Below are 19,428 nucleotides of genomic sequence, written 5' to 3' on the forward strand. Positions count from 1 at the left end.
TTTTTCTCCAATAATCCCACTTATCCCGTTATAACTTACGCGCCTCTTTTGGAATACTCTGATCAGCGGCGTACAGATACAGTCCAAGCTGTATCACATAGTTAATACCTAAACCGATTGTTATTCCCTGCATAACTGCAGTGCTTATAAACAACGCACGATATTTATTCTGTACCGCTGCATTAACCCTCAAACGGGAATCCGCAGCGGCAGAAGCCATATCTGCAGTAAGCCCCTGCAAAATCATAAAAATAGGAAGCGACACATAAAAGGCTCCGAGCGACCAGTACAGGACATTTCTCCGCCTATCAATCAATGTCTTGGTCTTTTCTTTGTTGAGCGTAGCTTGCAGTTGATAGGTCGTCTGCCCTTGCTGCATAAAATTATTAGGTCGAAGTACAATATAGGTTTTTACATCTTTATACGAAAAACTGATAGCAGTATTTTTACCTTCCGGAATATCAGCTTCAAACGGCGTACCGGCAAAATACTGTGTATGTAAAAACACATCCGCATCAGGTTTTATAAACTGAAATCCGACGGAAATCGTTTGTTCTTTTTTTAATTTTATATTCAGCAAATAATTTTGCCCTGCTTGAGCCTCGATAGTCTTACCGGCTGAATCGTAACCGGCAGCAAGCGCTTCAAGTCGATGACTTCCTGCATACATATAAATAGACTTTTTTCCCGTTTCCAGTGCTTCGCTGTCCAAATACACTTCCGCATCTTCCGGTTCGACAGTAAGCAAAACCTGTGCAGGTTGGGTATTTTTTACCGCCGTCATAATTTGCGCCGCTAACGAACGGGCAATTGTTTCGATTGACTGATACGGCCCCGCTTCGCTGAACCGGTAGTCGGGCATACCCGGCAAACCGGTCGTCAATACAACGGACACATACATATAGCCTGCCAAATCCTGTATCGAGCCATCAATAACCGCGGAGATATTTTCAGTCTTCAATACTTGCGGAACATTTGCATATTCGGGGAGCTCAAACACCTGTTGGCCGTCCTTCCATATCATAACGGGGAGCGTTTCAGCGGTAAAGGAGGTATCGTTCAGTAATTCGTCGATTTTCACTTGAGCTTTTTGAATATCGGTTTCCTTCGCGGTTATTTTTTTACTGAACGCGGCTGTCTGTTTCTGCTTCTCCTTTTCGGACATTACCGCAAGGTACAGCGAATCTCGTTCTGCAATTAATGATGACCGTTCCTTGATAAGCGCAAGTTTTTTTGCCGCATAATCGACAAGCTGCCGCGCTCTTTTTTCTTCGGGTGTTACGAGCCTGCTTGCGGGTACTGCACAAAAAAGGTTGAGCATTGCGGGTAATGCGGTCGAGTACGATGCATACAATTCAGGTACATCGGTAAGCGTAAATTTTGATGCCGTAATCGACCATGTGGGAAGTTCATCTTTTGTTTGCGCAATACCGTATAGTGCAGTTACCATCACAATCAGAGCGACGCACAGCCGTTTTATTTTCATTCCGGACTGTCCTCATACATCAGCTGATTCGCCCATTGTTTTTTCAAAAAGTCTTCGATAAAGCCGTCTATATCGCCGTCCATAACAGCTTGGATATTGCCTGTTTCATGTTTTGTACGATGATCCTTTACCATTGTATAGGGCTGAAAGATATATGATCTGATCTGATTTCCCCACGAAATGCCTTTTTTCTCGGCGGCGAATTTCGCGTTCTCTTTTTCTTTTTCGTTGCGGTAGTATTCGTAAAGCCGCGCTTTGAGCATACTCATCGCCGTTGCCCGATTGGAAATTTGGCTGCGCTCGTTTTGGCACGCAACGACAATACCGGTAGGCAGGTGTGTCAGCCGTACTGCCGAATCTGTTTTATTGATATGCTGACCGCCCGCCCCGCCTGCGCGGTAGGTATCTACCCGTAAGTCTTCCGGTCTGATATTTACCTCGATGGTATCGTCCAACACGGGAAACACATAGACGGAAGAAAAAGAGGTATGCCTGCGGGCATTCGCATCAAACGGGCTAATTCGGATAAGCCGGTGCACACCGGTTTCAGCCTTTAAAAGGCCGTAAACATAGTCGCCGCGTATCTGTAGGGTAATGGATTTTAACCCCTCATCGGCTTCCAGTTCGTCGAGCGTTTCAACGGAAAAACCGCGACGCTCCGCCCAGCGGAGATACATACGGGTCAGCATCCGCGCCCAATCGCAGGCTTCGGTACCGCCGGCTCCTGCATGAACGGTCAAAAAGGCATCGCTCCCGTCAACCTCGTCGGAAAGGAGCGCTAGCGTATTGAGTTTCTCGAATCGATCTTTGAGGTTTGTAAGCGATGTATCGATTTCTTGAATGGAATCTGTGTTATCATCCTCCCCTGCCTCTTGGGTGAGCTCATAGAGCGTCTGCAAATCTTCTATATCGGCGATGAGCGTTTCCCACGGCTCGATACGGCTTTTCAGTTTTTTAATTTCCGACAAGAGTTTCTCGGCAGCTTTAGGATCGTTCCAAAAGCCTTCAGCTCCCGCAACGGCTTCTTTTTCTGCAATCCGTTTTTTTACCGCTTCGGAGTCAAAGACGCCTCCAAATTTCGTCGACATCGGCTTTAAGCGCTGCAATCTGCGGTTTATATTCTTCCAATAACATCATCATCTCCTATAAAAACTTTTGCAGGATGTTTCAGAGCCTTCGGCTCTGTTCTACAAAGAAATTCATTAACTTGTCCGCTTAAGCGGACTGCGAATCAACATCCGAAAAAAGTTTTTAGCCGTGTGCGCTACGCACACACGTAAATCAACAAGTTTGCCCCGCAAACTTTACCGCCACGGAGGGCGGTGGTTATAACAGAAGCGATATTTTGGCGTTGCCAAAATTCGCCATCAACCGATGTACACGGAAGTACATCGGTTGATGAGGCGACATAATTTTAGACGGCACTTTTTAGCGTATCTCCCATATATTCCATAAGAAGCTTAGACTTTCTTAGGTGGACGGATTAAGATTTTCCGCCACTTTTTTTTAGCAAGCGTGGAAATCGCTAATACGCCCTCGACGGGATACTGATACATGCGGATAACATCATAATAATCGGTTACCCGATCAATTTCACGTTTAAGAGCGACCAACTGTTTCTCACTAAGCGTAGTTGATTCCCAACACGCCCGCTGCACCCGTTCAAATCCGTAAAAAGTCAATAATTCAGAAAGATGGGCGGCGGATTCCTCTCCGCCCGGATCTATCATTACCGATACAAACATATTAAGGTATAGAATATAACAAACAAGGCTCTATTGTCAAAGGGCTTGCACCAAGAAGTTCAGGATAAACGCATCAGGTCGCTTGTTTAACACCCCCGCGGAAAAATTGAGACTATTCGACCAGAGTTGAACCTCTTCGCGGTTCAAATGGTCTCACAGTCTCAATTTTTCCGCGGTTTTTATCTACTCTACCTGATGCGTTTACCCGTCCGCTAGAAAAAAATGTGCGAAATTTTATTTCCTTAAAATGCAACAGTTGAACAAAATATGAATTTTGGAAACTGTTGCATTCGTGCGCGAAAAGCGCACACATCAATACGCAAGTTTTCGAAAGAAAACTTGACGGTTAAGGTGAGCGGCGTCATTGTAGACGCTCACCTTATACCTATGAAATTTCGCACAGAAGGAAGGCAACCGCTAAAAATATTTTTAATACGGTTGCCCTGCTCACCCCCGCAGTCGCCGATTTTTGAGGGCTTTTTCGACGGTAACGGCAAAGCGTAAGAGGTTTTCGATAAGTGCAGGCAATAGAGAAGCAAAACGACGGCAGGCGCTTATGAAATCACGCCGCCGGTGAGTACGCGCATCATAGGCATAGTTTAACTGCGCCCATACTTCGAATACACGGGGAACGCACATCAATGTGATGGTAAAGAGTGTCGAAAAAGCGCCGGTGTATTTCTTTCCGCAAAAGAATCGTTCGATTTTTTCACAAAGCATAAAAATTTCCAGCTTTGAGGTAGTTTCGTAAAATATCGAGGCGGTAAATAAGATAAGCGCAAGTTTTTGCATAAAAAACAGCGTTTCCGTTGCCGTAGCTTTAAACATATCTGCCGTCAGCGGCATCCCGATTATTTTGATAAGGAAGATACACACTGCGTATATACACAAGAACCGGCAATTTCTCTTTATCGCCACCAGTGATATTTTTGCACAGAGAGCGATAAAAACAAGACATACCGCATATACGGCAAGCGCCGCTTGGGGAGCGCCGTACAGGGCAAAGGAAGAGAGACATAATACGCAAAACTTTACCCCTGCCGGGAGACGGTGAATCACCGTATTTCGAGCCGTATATTGAAATAAAAAACTGTTTTTATCGACGGTCATCTATATGAGCACCGGTGAGCTTCGCTCACCAATTTTCCATACAAGGTCGGCAAATACACGGTATGAGCAGAGCGGATTCCGTATGCCGTATTGTTCAAGGATACCGCTATGGAGTGCAGGTTCGGGTTCCGCATTATAAACAAGATTTCCCTTGTGCAAAATGATGAGCCGGTTCGCAAGCGCCAACACTTTTTCCAGCTCGTGGGTAAGTACCATAATCGTTTTTCCGTCACGCTGCAGCTGCTCTATCATTGCCGTTACCTGCACCACCCCTGTATAATCGAGGTTGGCAAAAGGTTCGTCAAAGATGATGACATCGGCTTCCATCATCAGGATACCGGCAACCGCAAGCCGCCGCTTTTCGCCCCCTGACAAACTGCGCGCAGGCGAACGGCGCTTTTCGTACAAGCCCAATTGCCTCAGTACCGCTTCCAACCGCTGCGCGATGACGTCTTTAGACAGCTTGCTGTCCCGCATACCGAAAAGCGCATCCTCTTCGACGGTGTCTCCGAGGATTTGGGCGTCGGCTTCCTGAAACACCAGCCCGATACGCAGCTCACAGCCGTCTTTCCCACTACGGACTATCGAACCGGCAGACGTCATTTCCAGCCCAGCGATAAGCGTCATCAACACGGTTTTACCCGATCCATTAGGTCCGGATACGACAATACAGTCGCCGTCATACACCGAGAAAGATATACCGTTCAGTACCGGCTGTTCACATCCGGCAAAAGATTTGGTTACATCGGTGAGTTTGAGCAATTCATATCGGTCTGAGGCAGATGGCATTGGTATAGCGAACAATGCATGAGCGCCGGTGTTATTCCGTATAGCGCCGTATAATCGGGCGCAATTTGAGCGTAATGGGAACAACAACAACCAGTTTAATCAAATCGGGCAGGATAAAAGGCACAAACCCTTTCAGAAAAGTATGCTGCCAGCTGAGGTTAAGCGCGTGTTTAAACCACAAAAGACCGAACACATAAATGGACAAAAAGCTCAAAAGCCCTGCAACCGCAATGATACCGCAGGCAAGCGGCCACCGCTGTTCTTCCCTATAGAGTTTCATAATAAAGCCGCCGACAACAGCCGCTGCAAGATACCCGACTAAAAAGCCGCCGGTCGGTCCCGCAAATACGGCAAAACCTCCGGATCCGCCCGAAAAAACAGGCAGCCCGACAGCTCCGGCAACCAGAAAGAGCAGTACCGAAAGACCACCGAACAGCGGCCCCAACAGCAATCCTGCAAGCACTGCAAGCGCGTTTTGCAGTACAATCGGAATAGGTCCAACGGGAATAGCCATCATCCATCCCGCACAAATCAACGCGGCAAAAACCGCAGAAATAATACTTTTACGCATCTTTGTACATACCCTGTAAGAATCTCGCAAAATGTGACGAATTTTTTAGAGATGCCCTATAGTTTCGACGGAATCAGCTTCCAAGTACCGTCAATATTTTCCAAGCCGTAGACGAGCAAAGAAACATTCGCCTGCTTCATAATAACATTGACCCGTGTCGGTGAAACAAACTTTATATCGTCTACCCGTACATTCTGACGCGAAGGAACGAAGACGTAGGTAAAGTAATCCTTCAAAGATTTAAGTTTTATCCCCTTAACCGGCAGCGCTTCGGAAACTTTTTGAAGCGTCAAAGCCTGAGAATACTGTCGCTTATAGTCTTCCGATAAGAATGTAAGCCATTGACTATAATCCTTTGAAGCAGTAATCCGGTTAAGCTTCTCGACGATCTTTTCCATCTCCGTTTTTGTTTGATCGTACGTTTCTTTTGTAATCGTAACTCCTTCAAACTCAGCGATGACAGTATTTTTTTCTTCGACAGACTCGGGCTTAACTTTGGCGGCAGGTTCTTTTTTTGCAACAACCGGTTCCGGCTTTGCTGGCGGTTCCTCAACCTTTGCAGGAGATTCTTCTACCTTCACGGGCGGTGTCTTTGTTTTAACCGGCGGCTTCGGCTTAACCGAAACCGTAGGTTTAACGGTTTCCTGCTTTATCGGTACTTCCGGTTCTTTGACCGGTTCAGGTGCCGGAGCCGTAACTGCCTCGGATTGAGCAGGTTCCTCTTTAACGGAAGGCGGTGCGGCAGAACAGCCGACCGATACACCTATTATAAAAGCTAAAAATAAATATCGATGGAGTATTTTCATATCTCTATTCTATAGGTAAAAACCGATTTCGTCAAATCATCAAATCACTAAATATCAAATTTCACGGCAAACGGGACAGCTCGTTATGGACTGCGCTATATGTCATAAAACCGCCCGAAAGGTTCACCGTACTTGTATATCCGTTCTGCCGCAAAATCCGCTCAGCTATATATCCCCGCAAACCCGACCCGCAGTTAATAACAATCGGCCGGTCTTTCGGTACTTCGTTTAATCTACCACGCAATGCAGTATGCGGTATATTGACCGCTCCCGGAATGGCGCCGCAGCTAAATTCCTCCGGAGTCCGTGCATCAAGGAAGAATGACCCCTGTTCCGCATATTTAGAGACATCCCGCCATGAAATAATCGTTGTTAAACCATCACGGTCATTTTCCGCAATAAATCCGAGCATATTTATGGGATCCTTTGCGGAGTTAAACGGCGGCGCATACGCGTGCTCAAATTCTGCCAAGTCGGAAATCGTGCCGTTCTTTTTGATATAGGCGGCTAGAACATCGATTCTCTTATCCGCGCCTTCCGCACCGACTGCCTGTGCACCCCAGAGCCGACCGTTTTCAGGATTATACAGAATTTTAATCGATAACATGGATGCGTTGGGATAATACCCTGCATGATGAGCGGCATGGGTTACCGCCTGCTTATAGGGAAGCCCTGCCCTATCCAACGCTTTCTCTCCCAATCCCGTTGCAGCGGCAGTATAATCGAATATCCGCGCGATGCTGGTACCGATTGTCCCGCAGTACGGTTTTTTATTGCCGTACACGATATTATCCGCACAGATGCGTGCCTGTTTATTTGCAGGCCCTGCAAGGGGAACCGTCACATCGGTACCGAGCAGCGGACTCTTAAACGAAATCGCATCGCCGATAGCGTAAATATCCTTTTGAGAGGTTTCAAAATAGTCGTTGACCTTTATCGCCCCGTTCGGCGCAAGCTCGATATTGCAAGCCTTTGCCAATGCGGTATCGGGATGCACGCCGATCGAAAGGATGACGGCATCGCATACCACCTCTTTGCCCGACTGCAAACATACCGCTAAACCGGCGCTGCGCCGTTCAAAGGCTTTTACTCCATCTTTCAGGTATAAACCGACCCCCTTGCTGCGGATGTTCGCCTGCACGATTGCCGCCATATCGTAATCGATGACATTCATCACCTGATCGACCGCTTCGATAATGGAAACTTCCATGCCGCGGCGATGCAGGTTTTCAGCCATTTCCAAACCGATAAAACCTCCGCCGATTACGGCAATCCGTTTTGTCGCAGGGTTATCAATTCTTTGCTTAATTGCTTCGATATCGCTGACCGATCGCAGTGTGTAAATGGCGTCATCATTGATTCCCGGAATCGGCGGCTTAATGGGGGATGCGCCCGGGCTTAAAATCAGCGTATCATAGCTTTCGGTACTTTCCGCCCCGGTATCCAAATTTTTAACCGTTACCGTTTTGGAAGAAGGATTAATCGCCGTTACCTCGTGCCGTATCTTTGCGGTAACGTTCAGCGATGCCTTAAACTTTTCGGGCGTCATCACAAAAAGCGCATCCCGGTTTTCGATAACGCCGCCGGCATAATAGGGAAGCCCGCAGTTCGCAAAGCTGATATGCTGTCCCCGCTCAAAGACGGTAATCTCCGCTGTTTCATCCAATCTGCGTAACCGAGCTGCAACGCCTGCCCCTCCGGCAACGCCGCCTACTATAAGATATTTCTTCATTTTTCCTCCATAAGTTTATTCCATGATGACCCAACATACAATCAGTTTTAGAGGCATCGTCTTATTTCATTTCGGTTGTTTTTTTCCACGCATCGATAAATTCAAGCATATACTGCTGAATACCGCCGAACCATTTTTGCTGAAAAGCACAGGCTTCCGCACCGATATATCGGTAATGCCACGATTCCCACACATAGCCGGTTACCGCTTCGTATCCTTTGGGAAAAGAAAGCGACCAGCCGTATTTTGAAGCGTTCTGCAGTACCCACTTACCGGCGCGTGTTTGTGCAAATTCATCGGAGATGGAACCGAAGTCTACAACCGTACCAAGCTGGTGCTGGCTTGTTCCCGCACGGGCGGAAAACCGTTCAGCTTCTTTTTCGCCGGATTCCCGTACATAGCGGTCAAATAAATTTTTCTGATATGTGTATGAACGGTACGAGGAGCTGACAACCAGCGTAACGCCGTCATTCTTTGCGACACGCGCCATCTCTTGCAAGGCTTGTTCCGCCGTTTTTGTCAAGGATAAATCTTTTCGGTTAATCATATAGGCGCGACCGGCAGTCAGTGTTACAAGATTTTGCGGCGTATATCCGTCCGGCAACAAATGCCGCTTATCAACCAGCACCAAAAGGTTTTCCTTTTCCGCCGCTAAAACCTGTTTTAACTCGGCCAAAAAGGCGCCTGCGTCATTGCCGATATGGCGCCGTATCTCTGCCGGAATAGCAGAAGGATATACGAAACTGCGAAGCTGCATTTCCATATTTGCATCAGCAGCCGTTACACAAAAGAACGATAACAGACATATCATTATAGAAAGTATTTTCTTCATAATACCGACTTTTTAAGCGACGTGTTTATAGGTATACGATAATACAGGAGCGGGATTGCTCTTGCCGATAACATACTTTACGGGCAAGGTTTTTTGTCATCAATAAACCGAATCCCCGATACCGTTTTGCATCAGGATCAAAGTGAGGTTTTGTTCTCTTGAGCGCATGTAATAAATTATCAAAATTCGTGCTGTGGTAGGAGAAACAAAGACGCGGAAAGAAAATATTTGATACACTTAATAGAATATTTTTATTTTCAGCAAAGACGGCATGTTCGGCAATATTGTCAAACACTTCCGTTGAGATAATAAGCGCTGTTGCTCGTTTACTCTCGGGAATATTTTTAGAGGTAGAAATAAACTCTTCAATAAAGCCGATATTTTTTAAATCAGCTTCTACCTGTAAATGGTTCACGTCCTTATACCGTATCAGCCTATTTTACTTCGTCGAGCGAGCGGATAATAGGAAACACTTCCGAAAAACCGGTGGAGGCAATCGCAAGCTTTACAACCTCTGAAGGATTCAGAATATAAATTTTATGACCGACCTCCTCCCCGTCTTCGGAAGCAGCCATAAGGATTCCCAATCCTGATGAGGATAAATTGGTAACGCGGGATACATCAAGTACAATTGAGCGCTCCTTAATAAGGTTGTAAACTTTTGTTTCAAATTCATGATACGTGTATGAATTTATTGAACCGGCTACCGTCAGCAATACAAACGCATCGTTTGTTTTTTCCGTAATCGTTAAGTTATCCATCATTATACTCCTATCTTATTGATTATATTTCAATACCAATATAGTAACATCATCATCAATTTTACGTAAAATAAAATCCAGAAGGCTATTATAAATAGTACGAGCAATCTGAGAGGGGTTAGCGCTGTTATTTTCCTGCAGGATTCGGCCAACACGATCGCTGCCAAATCGGTCTCCTTTTAGGTTCGTTGCCTCAAGCAAACCGTCAGTCGTAAAAACAATCGTATCTCCTTTGTGCATGGTGATTTTCCGTACTTTTAAGAAAGGCGCAATATTCTTTACAAAGCCGAGAACTCTGCCTTCCCCCTGAATTTCGATTGCGTTCTTATATGAACTGATATACATTGACATCAGCGGAATACCGCAGTTCAAATAATAAATCGTATTAGTCGGAAAGTCGATAATACCAAAAAGTCCCGCAAAGAAAGTTCCGCGCGGCAGATTGTCCTTTATAAATCGGTTTACCTTTGTTATTAATTCCTTAAAATCTGAGATTGTCTGCAAATAGGTATGAATAATCGACTTTAAAATGACCATCGACATACTGGCGCTTAAACCCTTACCTGAAACATCCCCAATAAGGAACATTGCCCGTTTTTCGTTCAGCGTAATATAGTCGATAAAATCACCGCCGAGCTGGTGCGCGGAATATGCAATAGAATCCATTGAAAATCCATGCGATTCAAGCGTATTCTTATAGTTCTGAATGGATCCGATAATTTGATCGGACATTTCAACCTCGCGGTCGATCGTAACGGTAATATCCTGCTTGGAAATATTTCTCAGGTAATAAATTACCAAAAAGAAATATGAATACATATTGGACAATACACGTATGTCATACGGGGTATACTCCGCACTATGCGTTTTTGGCGCCAAAAGGATACAGCCGATAAGTTTTTGCCCCTCTCTCATAGTGATAAGGATTTCGGTTTGTGTTGTTTCAAAGATATTGAGCAGCTCACCTCTGATAGACTCATAGAGATAATTAGCAATAAGCTCCGTTTTAGTGATAACGACATTATTTTGATTAAGCAGATATTCAAAACAAGGGAGATTGGCGCTCATCGTATTATGATGGTCAAAGTCCGAATACACCGTCTGCAAATTCATATTTTCATCGCTGACAAGAATATCGAGGCCTTTACAGGTGATATACTGTTTCATAATTCTCGGAAAAGTCTCCAACACCGTATCGTGACCTTTACCAAAATCGAGTTTTTGCAGCTCTGCATCTAACTTTACTTCGTAGTCTGCTGTTTTACCAAAGACATATTCAAGCTTACCGGCAACAAAACTTCGGCTAAAGAAAAGAATAATACACGAAACCGTAATTAAAGCCATCCAACCGCCAACCGAAGGGATAAACTGCATAATAAGCGCTGTTGCAAAACCAGCAGCTCCGGCAAATAAAACAGTAAAAAAGATAAACCGGATAAGACCGAAGAGAATTTGCTTAATATCAAAAACACGCGTCAGCGAAAATATGGCATTGTCCAACGCCAACATAGCAACATACCCGAACGGTATAAACGAAAAAGCCCAAGAAAATATCAGAAAATAATGGCTTTCCGCAATCCATATAACGAGGCCGACTCCGACGGCAAGTCCGTGCAAAAACAGCTGCTGACGGTGAATATTGCTTTTAACGAAAATCATTTTTACAAAGACTATTGCAATTGAAATAACAGCGGTAAGAAATACATACACATATTGAAAAAGTCTAACGCCGCTCATACCCGGAAGTACATCACGCTGTAAAAAATAGAAGCCTCTCAGCGGATTCCATTGGAACCTGCCCACATAGAACACGATAAGCCCGATACCGGCGAGATGAAATACTACGTTAATCTTTTGAAGCACCTTATACGCTTTTAGTTCCGAAATGATAAATGCCATATTGATGATATGATATGATGCAAGCACCATAAAGAAAAAGGCACCGACGGATACGATACGCTGTATAGCGGCCTGTCCGTAAAACACCAAATGAATGGAAACTGCGATACAAAGTGCAACAAGCGTAGCAGGAACCGTAATCTTATTTAACAGAACATTAATACGATTCGATTGATGAAACGAAAGATACAATGAGTTTACAAGGAGTAAAACAGCGCCAAAATATGTAAAGAAAATTAACCCCATACATTATCCCTTTAATTTTACTGCTAAAATAGTAGTATCATCGCGGAAGGCTTTTGCAGCACTATAGTTAAGCCCCAATTCCGCTACTTTTGAGGTAATTGACGATGCGTCCGACGAAGCAAAAGATTTAATCGAGTCAATGTAAAGCTCATTACTGCCGAGTTCCACCCCTTCTTCATTGGTAATTTCGGGAATTCCGTCCGTCGTAATAACAAGCAAATCATTACGGTATAAAGGCTTTTCGGAAACCGTCACCGAATCGATATCAATAATTCCGATAACGGAACAATTTGAATCAAGCATCTTTACTTTATATCCTTCCGCCGCCCTCGTAAAGATCATCGGCGCTTCCATTGAAGCATTTACATAACGTATCTTCATAGCCTTAGTATCAATGAGTCCTAAAAATACAACAGTATATTTATCCAGCAGATTCATACGCTTAATAGCGCTGTCTATTGCAAAAATCAAACCGGCAAGGTCTTCTTTATTTTCCATAATCCTTATCGTGTTTACAACGACACCCATGACAAGCGCTGCAGCGAGTCCTTTGCCGGAAACGTCCCCCGTAATAACAAGGGTTTTATCTTCGTCAATAGGGATAATGTCATAATAGTCTCCCGATACGTTTACCAATGGCCGGAAATAAACGCCTATTTCCAGCTTGTCAAGCGCCGGTATCTTTTGCGGCAGGAATGCCCGCTGAGTATTGGCAACCATCTGCCATTCTTGCGCAAGTTCCGAATAATAGAGGAGCTGCGAAAGTGTTTTTTCGCGTCCGAAATAGTTTTTAAACTCCGTAAAAAACTGATGGAAAACTTCGGGTTCAACCGCACGGATATAGCGGCAGATAATAAAAAACCGTGCAGAACTATATGCAATGACCAAACCCCGCGCTTTTTTTCTATCAGTGATCATCTGCATATCCGAATCCAATAAATAAATATTTTCTCCCCAGTGATCCATCCATTCGACTGAAAACCGATGCGCTAGTTTTTCATACACATCGGGATCCGAGACATAAGCAGAAGTGCTGCTATATATAACCAAATCGGTGTCGGTATTGATAAGCAAGACAGAGCAATCAGCCTTGTATTCAAGTTCCTGTTGAATAGCTTCAATAAGGTTTTCACGAGTATAGCAAAAGCGCAATCTGTTGATAAAGGTGTCAAAAAGAGCAGTCTCGGTTTCTTGATACACCCTTTCCCGTACCTTGCGAGATAAAAAAGCTGTCCCAAGCGAGACCATAATGGAAGCAATAGCAAAGATTGCAAAAGCAAAACCGAAACGGGTAACAAAACTGAAATTAGGAAGCATCCGGTATTGTGTTACCATCAATGTAAGGTCTCTTGCCGAAATCAGCCGCCCTAAAAACGAAAAACGAGGACTCAACGCGAGCATAAAAGCTGAAAAAACCAAACTAATGCCGGTAAAAATAACTAATTTTCCCCAAAATTCCTGTTGTTTTCGTATCATGCACTACAACCTCATAACCATTTTAATTCACTTTTCATTTTTAAACGAATAACACCGACCTGTCTTTACCCGACCGGCCAGTGTTACTCCGTTAGTCCATACTATTATTTTTACCCTGTTCCCGTTATTTCATCATATTGACGGCAGGCTTCTCGCTGATCAGCGCAAGATCGCACCAGTCCCAGTCGGTAACGAACTGTTGATCCCAGCTCTTTGTCCGCTTGTTTACCGCGTACAATTTCATGCGGTAAGCAGTCGGAATCGCCGGAGCTTCTTCAAGAATATTTTCGTCCCAATCCCTATATGCTTGAGCGCGGAATGCTTCGTCAAAAGCATCTCCTGAGGTTATTTTAGCAAGTAGCTCCTCGTTTTTATCGTTTACCCAACGTTCCAAATTAAACTGCGCAACTTTTCCGTAAAGGCCGGTCGGTTCGGGATTGGATCCGACACCCCATGCAGCGGAGTACATCTCTACCGTTGGGTCGTCATCCTGCAGCTTATCGTAGAACGCATTGAATTCGATCAGCCGACCGTCGTTCAGCGCAACATTTAAGCCGACATCTTTCCAATTTTGAATATAGTAATTCGCAATCGGAGCCGATACATCGCTGCCGCTCATAAACATGAAATTGATTTTAAGCGGTTTTCCGTCAGGCGTTTCGCGGTAACCATCCCCGTCGACATCCTTGTAGCCCGCTTTGTCAAGCAGTTGTTTCGCTTTATCAGGATCGTAGGAATAACCTTTCCGTGAAACATCGTAGAAACCAGGATGGTACGGTGTAATAAACGAATTTGCCGTAACACGCAAACCGTGGTAGTAAATGGCATTGATACCGTCGTTATCCATCGCATAGCCGATAGCCTGACGCAGCGCCTTGTCTTTAAATTTACCGCCGTCGGGGAACATTTCGCACATTTCTTTTTCTTTATTCCATGTCCCGAATTTAAATCCGATGTATGTATAAGTGTTTTCGATATTACCGACAATATCAATATTATCGACTTTCATTTTCGGTTTTCCATTTTCGTCGAAAACCGTTTTACCCTCATCGTCAAGTTCAACAAATTGATCGTATAAATCGGCTTTAAATTGAACGGCGTCAACTTCGCCCGCTTTTATCGCCGCGGCAGCAGAAGTCGGCGCAATCCGTTTGATGATGAGCTTATCGATCGCAATTTTTCTACCATACCAATAGGGATTGGGCACATATTCAAGTATATCACCTTCTACCATAGAATTGATCACAAACGGGCCGCAAGAGAGCGGCGTTTTCCGCACACGATCGTGAGAAGCCATTTCCGTTAACGGGATATCTTTGAGATAATGATAGGGTTCCGCATCATAAGTGATTCCCGCACCCCATAAAATGCCCGGGAAAAAGTTTTTAAAGGTAACCTCTACCGTTTTATCATCTATCTTTTTTACACCGGAAATCGTTTTTGCCTCGCCTTTGTGGTACTCAACCATACCGACAACATTTTCATAGTCGCTGTCATAACGAACGCCCGTATAGTCGGGATGCCCGACGCATTCATAGACAAAAATAATGTCCTCAGCCGTAACCGGCACTCCATCCGACCACGTAAGCTTTTCGTTTATGTGGTATGTCGCCGTTTTTGCCTCGCGGTCGAACGTCATCACACAGTAGCTGTCCTTAATTTCATGATTCGGGCCGTCGGTCATAAACTTACCGATCCGCGGACGCATTACTTCATACGTGGGATTATCCTGATACAGGAAGGTGTTAAACACTCCCTTCCACGGCGTATCATATACAAAACCGTATACAAAGGTGCCACCCTTAATAGTCGATCCTTCCCGCTCGATCATTTGCGGAAACATCAGTTTTAATGTTTTATCCGCTTCCGTATCGCTACCGGTCCGTGCAGTCTGCTTTTGTCCCGTCTTACCGCCGCAGCTTGCAAGCACCATCATCACTGCGCATAAAAATGCAGCAACTTTTAAACTCTTTGACATTAAACTCCTCCTCTTGGCCAACTTTAAAAACAGGTTGATTTTTAAAGATGTTCCTTCTATTTATAACGCTGCTTTGCATCGGAGGCGCGTTTTATCGTTTGTCCGACGTAATTGATACACAGCATTAATACCATAATAAGAATGGATGCAGGCAGCCATACCCACAGCTTGCCGGAAATAGTTCCCGGGTCACGCGCATACCCGATCAAGGTACCGAGCGACGGCGATGTCGGCGGGAGCCCAAAGCCTAAAAAACTCATCCCCGTTTCGATACCGATATTGCCTGCCATACCGAGCGTAAAATCTACGATGATGATGGAAGCGATATTCGGCAAAATACCGCCGTACATAATCTTAAAATCCCCCGTTCCCATAATGCGCGATGCGTTCACATAATCGCGGCGGTTTTCGGACAAGGCCTTACTCCGTACAAGACGTGTAACCCCCGTCCAATAAAAGGCGGACATAATAAAAATAAACGTCCAAATATTATAGGTCGGCACGATGGTTACAAAGACAATAATGAGCATCACGATCGGCAGAATAAGAATAAAGTCGCAAATACGCATAATGACATTATCGACTTTTCCCGCGTAAAAACCTGCCATCAAGCCGAAAAAGACACCGACGATTTCGGTGATAATCGTTACGCTGAAAGCGATTAAAATGGAATTACGCGCACCGATAATCAGCTGCGGTAAAATCGGCCTGCCGCCGAGGTCGGCACCGAGCAGATATTTTTTACCGGGCACGGAAAACTTATCCCGTAAACTCACCTTCATAACGGTTTCCGTATCAAGCACAAAACCACCGATGATAATCACTGCAAAGATAATAACCAATATCCCGAGTGCAACGATTGCTGCCTTATCATGTTTAAATTCCGTCTTTACAATCTTCCAAAATGACGGCACGGAAGACATTTCTTTTAACGTCGCTTCATCTATAGTATCAATATCAAATGCTGTTTTTTCCATAATCCCTCTCAAAACCGCCACAGATGGCATGGTTCAAAAATATACGTCCTTATACATCAGTTGATGATCCTATTCAATTCTGATCCGCGGATCGACGATTATCATAATAATATCCGAAATCAAGCTGCCGAACAGGGCAAGCGTGCCGTACAATAAGGTGAGCGCATTGATAATCGAATAATCGCGCGACATAATCGATTCTATAAACAGCAAGCCCATCCCTTGATACATAAAAATCGTTTCGATAAATATTGAACCGGCGAGCAATCCCGTTACCGTAAAGCCGAAAAAGGCCGCTATCGGCAACAGAGAATTTCGGAAAATATGATGCGTATAAACTTTATCGATCGGTACGCCCTTACTCCGCGCCGTTTTAACGTAATCTTGACTCTTCGCATCGATAACCTCATTGCGCAGGTATTGCACAATACCCGTCGTACGCAATACTGCCGCCGTAATTGCCGGCAGCAGCATGTGATATATTCTGCTTACAATATAACGGCTACTGTTTCCCATTGCCTCCAATCCGACGAAGCCCGACGTCGGAAAAATCTTCAGCCGATAGCCGAACAGCAAAAGACTCAAAAGACCGAGGATAAACGTCGGAATTGCATACGTGATAAAGTTATAGACCAGCACCGCCTTATCGAATTTAGACCCGTTATAGCGACCGGCGCGGATACCGAGCGGAATGGCAATCGCATACGTTAACACAACCGTTAAAAGCGAGAGCCACAGGGTGTTTTGCGCGGGTAATTTGATTTTATCCGTTACCGGAATTTTATAGGTATAGGATACACCGAAATCGCCGTGTAGCAGAATCCGCCCCATCCAGTTCTTATACTGAACCGGCCACGGATCGTTTAAACCGGCTTTTTCCCGCAGCTCTTCGATGCGGCTTGCTTTAATATTCGGATTGCCGACAAGTCCGGTGAAGGGATCGCCGGGCATCATCTTCCCGATTAAAAAAACCAAAACGCTCAATACAAACAGCTGCGGTATCATAATAAGGATACGGCGTATTATCGTCTTCCACATACTTTTCCCCCTAATCCTTCAACGCAGCGTAATGAGTTTCGCTGATTTTCTTTAAATCGTATACCCGCCCTTCGGGACTAAAGTAACGCTCAGATTCGCGCTTGTATATTTCTTCAATTTCGGCACGGTGCTTTTTATATTCTTCGCGTATTTCTACATTCATTTCGGGAATTGCTGCGATAAGCCGCTTGGTGTAGATATGCATGGGATTATGATAAATATCTTCCCGCGTCCCCGCTTCCACAAACCGACCGCGGTACATGATGTAGATGTAATCGCACATATGCTTGACAACACCGAGGTCGTGCGAAATAAATAGGTAGCTCAGCATAAATTCACGCTGAATCTCTTTGAGAAAGTTGAGAATTTGCGCCTGCACCGAAAGGTCGAGCGCAGAAACCGGCTCGTCCGCCACAATGAGCTGCGGATTAACAGCAATTGAACGCGCAACGCCGATGCGCTGCCGCTGCCCGCCCGAAAATTCATACGGATATTTATATAAGCCATCGGGCGGAATTCCAACAATCTGCAACAGCGAAAGCACCTTCTTTAATTCTTCATGCTTTGAAAGCCGTTCAAAGTTCCTGATGGGTTCCGCAATGATATCGCGGATACGCTTTTTTGGATCGAGACTCGACATAACGTCCTGAAACACCATCTGAACATTTTCGTTATATTTGATCTTTCTCCGCTGCGATTTGGTATTTACGAGGCTTCCTTCGTAGCGGATTTCGCCGCCGGTAGGCTGTTCCAACCCGACAATCGCTTTGCCGATGGTGGTTTTCCCCGAACCGGATTCCCCAATAAGGCCGTAAGTTTTTCCTTCTTCAATCTGAAAAGAAACGCCGTCCACCGCTCGCACGTAATCTTGAATTGTATTAAAAAAGCCGCCACGGATGGGGAAATGTACTTTTAAGTCTTTTACTTCCAATAATGCCATACCCGCCCCCTTATACCTCATCCTCGAATCGGAAATTTTTCCAGCAGGAGCAGCGGACAAAATGACCGGAGTTTACTTCGTGTAAGACCGGCGATTCTTCGTGCTCCGCAGCAGGAATCCACGGTATACGGTCGGCGAACCGACAGCCCGTATGCTTGAGCTTTTTGAGCGACGGCACCATACCTTTGATAACATGCAGCATATCGTCGTCTTTATCCGCCTGCGGAATCGATTTAAGCAAAGAGCGGGTATACGGATGCAAAGGATGAGTGAACAGCTCTTGCGCCGTAGCAAGCTCGACGATCTGCCCCGCGTACATAACTGCAACGCGGTCGGCAACCTGCGCAACGACGCCGAGGTCATGAGTGATAAGGATGATACCGGCCTTATGTTCTTCTTGCAGGTCTTTGATAAGATCAAGAATCTGCGCTTGGATGGTTACATCGAGCGCTGTTGTCGGCTCATCGGCAATGATCAGCGAAGGGCTGCATGACAGCGCAGTCGCGATAAGTACCCGCTGTCGCATTCCGCCTGAAAGCTCATGCGGAAACCGCTGCGCCGTCCGCTTGGGGTTTTGGATACCGACATCGTTTAAAAGCTGTAAAACCCGCTCTTGCCGCTCTTTTTCGTTGAGACTGGTGTGGTACAACAGAGCTTCTTCAATCTGCTTCCCTACCCGCTGCAGCGGATTAAGCGAAGCAAGCGGATCCTGAAAGATAAATCCGATATCTTTTCCGCGGATTTTGTTCATCTCATTTTCTGAAAGCGTCAGCAAGTCCCTGCCGTTCAGTAAAATTTCACCCGAAACGCGGGTAAAGCGCATATCGTGCAGTCCCATAACGGACATCGCAACGGTACTTTTACCGCAGCCGGATTCCCCTACAATAGCAAGCATCTCATTGGGATGAACGTCAAACGACACGCCGTCAACAGCATCATAGTAGCTGCCGTCGATACGGAAAGCCGTGTGCAAATTTTTAACGGTCAATAAATTGTTTTGTTCCATGGTAGTTCACTGTATTTATAACCTTTTTTTAATAAC

Annotated in this window: 18 protein-coding genes; all 18 read right to left on the minus strand. The window is 45.2% G+C overall.

The window, feature by feature from the left end:
* Positions 1-28: 28 nt before the first annotated feature.
* Positions 29-1,486 (minus strand): PEGA domain-containing protein, encoded by a 1,458-nt coding sequence (locus tag HGH47_RS07250; protein ID WP_212564854.1) that lies wholly within the window; start codon positions 1,484-1,486, stop codon positions 29-31.
* Positions 1,483-2,620, minus strand: a protein-coding gene (prfB, locus tag HGH47_RS07255; protein ID WP_432911356.1) for a peptide chain release factor 2 whose coding sequence is annotated in 2 segments (ribosomal slippage) — positions 1,483-2,547 and positions 2,549-2,620 — 1,137 coding nt in all. Because the reading frame shifts where the segments join, the coding sequence is not laid out codon by codon here. Before prfB ends, HGH47_RS07250 begins: the two co-directional genes overlap by 4 nt.
* Before the next feature lie 326 nt (positions 2,621-2,946).
* The gene (locus HGH47_RS07260; protein ID WP_212564855.1) at positions 2,947-3,231 is read right to left on the minus strand and encodes a CRISPR-associated protein Cas2; all 285 of its coding nucleotides are present in this window, start codon (positions 3,229-3,231) and stop codon (positions 2,947-2,949) included.
* A gap of 447 nt (positions 3,232-3,678) precedes the next feature.
* The gene (locus HGH47_RS07265) at positions 3,679-4,341 is read right to left on the minus strand and encodes a hypothetical protein (protein WP_432911359.1); all 663 of its coding nucleotides are present in this window, start codon (positions 4,339-4,341) and stop codon (positions 3,679-3,681) included.
* Entirely contained in the window at positions 4,342-5,130 is a 789-nt protein-coding gene (locus tag HGH47_RS07270) for an ABC transporter ATP-binding protein (protein WP_432911362.1), read from the minus strand.
* A 31-nt stretch (positions 5,131-5,161) separates the two neighbouring features.
* Entirely contained in the window at positions 5,162-5,701 is a 540-nt protein-coding gene (locus HGH47_RS07275) for a biotin transporter BioY (protein WP_432911365.1), read from the minus strand.
* Between the two features lie 56 nt (positions 5,702-5,757).
* Positions 5,758-6,507, minus strand: a complete 750-nt coding sequence (locus tag HGH47_RS07280; RefSeq protein ID WP_212564859.1) for a hypothetical protein — start codon at positions 6,505-6,507, stop codon at positions 5,758-5,760.
* Between the two features lie 61 nt (positions 6,508-6,568).
* Positions 6,569-8,239 carry a CoA-disulfide reductase gene (locus HGH47_RS07285; protein ID WP_212564860.1) on the minus strand — a complete coding sequence of 557 codons (1,671 nt, stop codon included), beginning with the start codon at positions 8,237-8,239 and terminating at the stop codon, positions 6,569-6,571.
* 61 nt (positions 8,240-8,300) lie between these two features.
* The gene (locus tag HGH47_RS07290; RefSeq protein ID WP_212564861.1) at positions 8,301-9,071 is read right to left on the minus strand and encodes a M15 family metallopeptidase; all 771 of its coding nucleotides are present in this window, start codon (positions 9,069-9,071) and stop codon (positions 8,301-8,303) included.
* A gap of 25 nt (positions 9,072-9,096) precedes the next feature.
* Entirely contained in the window at positions 9,097-9,486 is a 390-nt protein-coding gene (locus tag HGH47_RS07295; protein WP_212564862.1) for a hypothetical protein, read from the minus strand.
* A gap of 19 nt (positions 9,487-9,505) precedes the next feature.
* Positions 9,506-9,835, minus strand: a complete 330-nt coding sequence (locus tag HGH47_RS07300; RefSeq protein WP_414162740.1) for an STAS domain-containing protein — start codon at positions 9,833-9,835, stop codon at positions 9,506-9,508.
* Between the two features lie 12 nt (positions 9,836-9,847).
* Positions 9,848-11,977 (minus strand): PP2C family protein-serine/threonine phosphatase, encoded by a 2,130-nt coding sequence (locus HGH47_RS07305; RefSeq protein WP_212564863.1) that lies wholly within the window; start codon positions 11,975-11,977, stop codon positions 9,848-9,850.
* Between the two features lie 3 nt (positions 11,978-11,980).
* On the minus strand, positions 11,981-13,453 hold the full coding sequence (locus HGH47_RS07310) for a PP2C family protein-serine/threonine phosphatase (protein WP_253675019.1): 1,473 nt from the start codon (positions 13,451-13,453) through the stop codon (positions 11,981-11,983).
* Between the two features lie 124 nt (positions 13,454-13,577).
* Positions 13,578-15,431 (minus strand): oligopeptide ABC transporter substrate-binding protein, encoded by a 1,854-nt coding sequence (locus HGH47_RS07315; RefSeq protein ID WP_432911373.1) that lies wholly within the window; start codon positions 15,429-15,431, stop codon positions 13,578-13,580.
* Positions 15,432-15,487: 56 nt separating this feature from the next.
* Positions 15,488-16,408: an ABC transporter permease gene (locus HGH47_RS07320; RefSeq protein ID WP_432911376.1), complete on the minus strand. Its 921-nt coding sequence runs from the start codon at positions 16,406-16,408 to the stop codon at positions 15,488-15,490.
* A 69-nt stretch (positions 16,409-16,477) separates the two neighbouring features.
* On the minus strand, positions 16,478-17,446 hold the full coding sequence (locus HGH47_RS07325) for an ABC transporter permease (protein WP_432911379.1): 969 nt from the start codon (positions 17,444-17,446) through the stop codon (positions 16,478-16,480).
* A 10-nt stretch (positions 17,447-17,456) separates the two neighbouring features.
* Positions 17,457-18,386 (minus strand): ATP-binding cassette domain-containing protein, encoded by a 930-nt coding sequence (locus tag HGH47_RS07330; RefSeq protein ID WP_432911382.1) that lies wholly within the window; start codon positions 18,384-18,386, stop codon positions 17,457-17,459.
* Between the two features lie 10 nt (positions 18,387-18,396).
* Positions 18,397-19,392, minus strand: a complete 996-nt coding sequence (locus HGH47_RS07335) for an ABC transporter ATP-binding protein (protein WP_432911385.1) — start codon at positions 19,390-19,392, stop codon at positions 18,397-18,399.
* Positions 19,393-19,428: the final 36 nt, after the last annotated feature.

It is taken from the genome of Treponema sp. OMZ 805 (assembly GCF_050937395.1).
In the GTDB taxonomy this organism is placed as follows: domain Bacteria; phylum Spirochaetota; class Spirochaetia; order Treponematales; family Treponemataceae; genus Treponema.

What these genes read in the sequence shown, in the direction of transcription:
- HGH47_RS07315 (WP_432911373.1), bottom strand. Translation starts at nt 15,431, where the DNA reads ATGTCAAAGAGTTTAAAAGTTGCTGCATTTTTATGCGCAGTGATGATG.
- HGH47_RS07330 (WP_432911382.1), bottom strand. Translation starts at nt 18,386, where the DNA reads ATGGCATTATTGGAAGTAAAAGACTTAAAAGTACATTTCCCCATCCGT.
- HGH47_RS07280 (WP_212564859.1), bottom strand. Translation starts at nt 6,507, where the DNA reads ATGAAAATACTCCATCGATATTTATTTTTAGCTTTTATAATAGGTGTA.
- HGH47_RS07290 (WP_212564861.1), bottom strand. Translation starts at nt 9,071, where the DNA reads ATGAAGAAAATACTTTCTATAATGATATGTCTGTTATCGTTCTTTTGT.
- HGH47_RS07300 (WP_414162740.1), bottom strand. Translation starts at nt 9,835, where the DNA reads ATGATGGATAACTTAACGATTACGGAAAAAACAAACGATGCGTTTGTA.
- HGH47_RS07265 (WP_432911359.1), bottom strand. Translation starts at nt 4,341, where the DNA reads ATGACCGTCGATAAAAACAGTTTTTTATTTCAATATACGGCTCGAAAT.
- HGH47_RS07335 (WP_432911385.1), bottom strand. Translation starts at nt 19,392, where the DNA reads ATGGAACAAAACAATTTATTGACCGTTAAAAATTTGCACACGGCTTTC.
- HGH47_RS07260 (WP_212564855.1), bottom strand. Translation starts at nt 3,231, where the DNA reads ATGTTTGTATCGGTAATGATAGATCCGGGCGGAGAGGAATCCGCCGCC.
- HGH47_RS07250 (WP_212564854.1), bottom strand. Translation starts at nt 1,486, where the DNA reads ATGAAAATAAAACGGCTGTGCGTCGCTCTGATTGTGATGGTAACTGCA.
- HGH47_RS07285 (WP_212564860.1), bottom strand. Translation starts at nt 8,239, where the DNA reads ATGAAGAAATATCTTATAGTAGGCGGCGTTGCCGGAGGGGCAGGCGTT.
- HGH47_RS07310 (WP_253675019.1), bottom strand. Translation starts at nt 13,453, where the DNA reads ATGATACGAAAACAACAGGAATTTTGGGGAAAATTAGTTATTTTTACC.
- HGH47_RS07320 (WP_432911376.1), bottom strand. Translation starts at nt 16,408, where the DNA reads ATGGAAAAAACAGCATTTGATATTGATACTATAGATGAAGCGACGTTA.
- HGH47_RS07305 (WP_212564863.1), bottom strand. Translation starts at nt 11,977, where the DNA reads ATGGGGTTAATTTTCTTTACATATTTTGGCGCTGTTTTACTCCTTGTA.
- HGH47_RS07275 (WP_432911365.1), bottom strand. Translation starts at nt 5,701, where the DNA reads ATGCGTAAAAGTATTATTTCTGCGGTTTTTGCCGCGTTGATTTGTGCG.
- HGH47_RS07270 (WP_432911362.1), bottom strand. Translation starts at nt 5,130, where the DNA reads ATGCCATCTGCCTCAGACCGATATGAATTGCTCAAACTCACCGATGTA.
- HGH47_RS07325 (WP_432911379.1), bottom strand. Translation starts at nt 17,446, where the DNA reads ATGTGGAAGACGATAATACGCCGTATCCTTATTATGATACCGCAGCTG.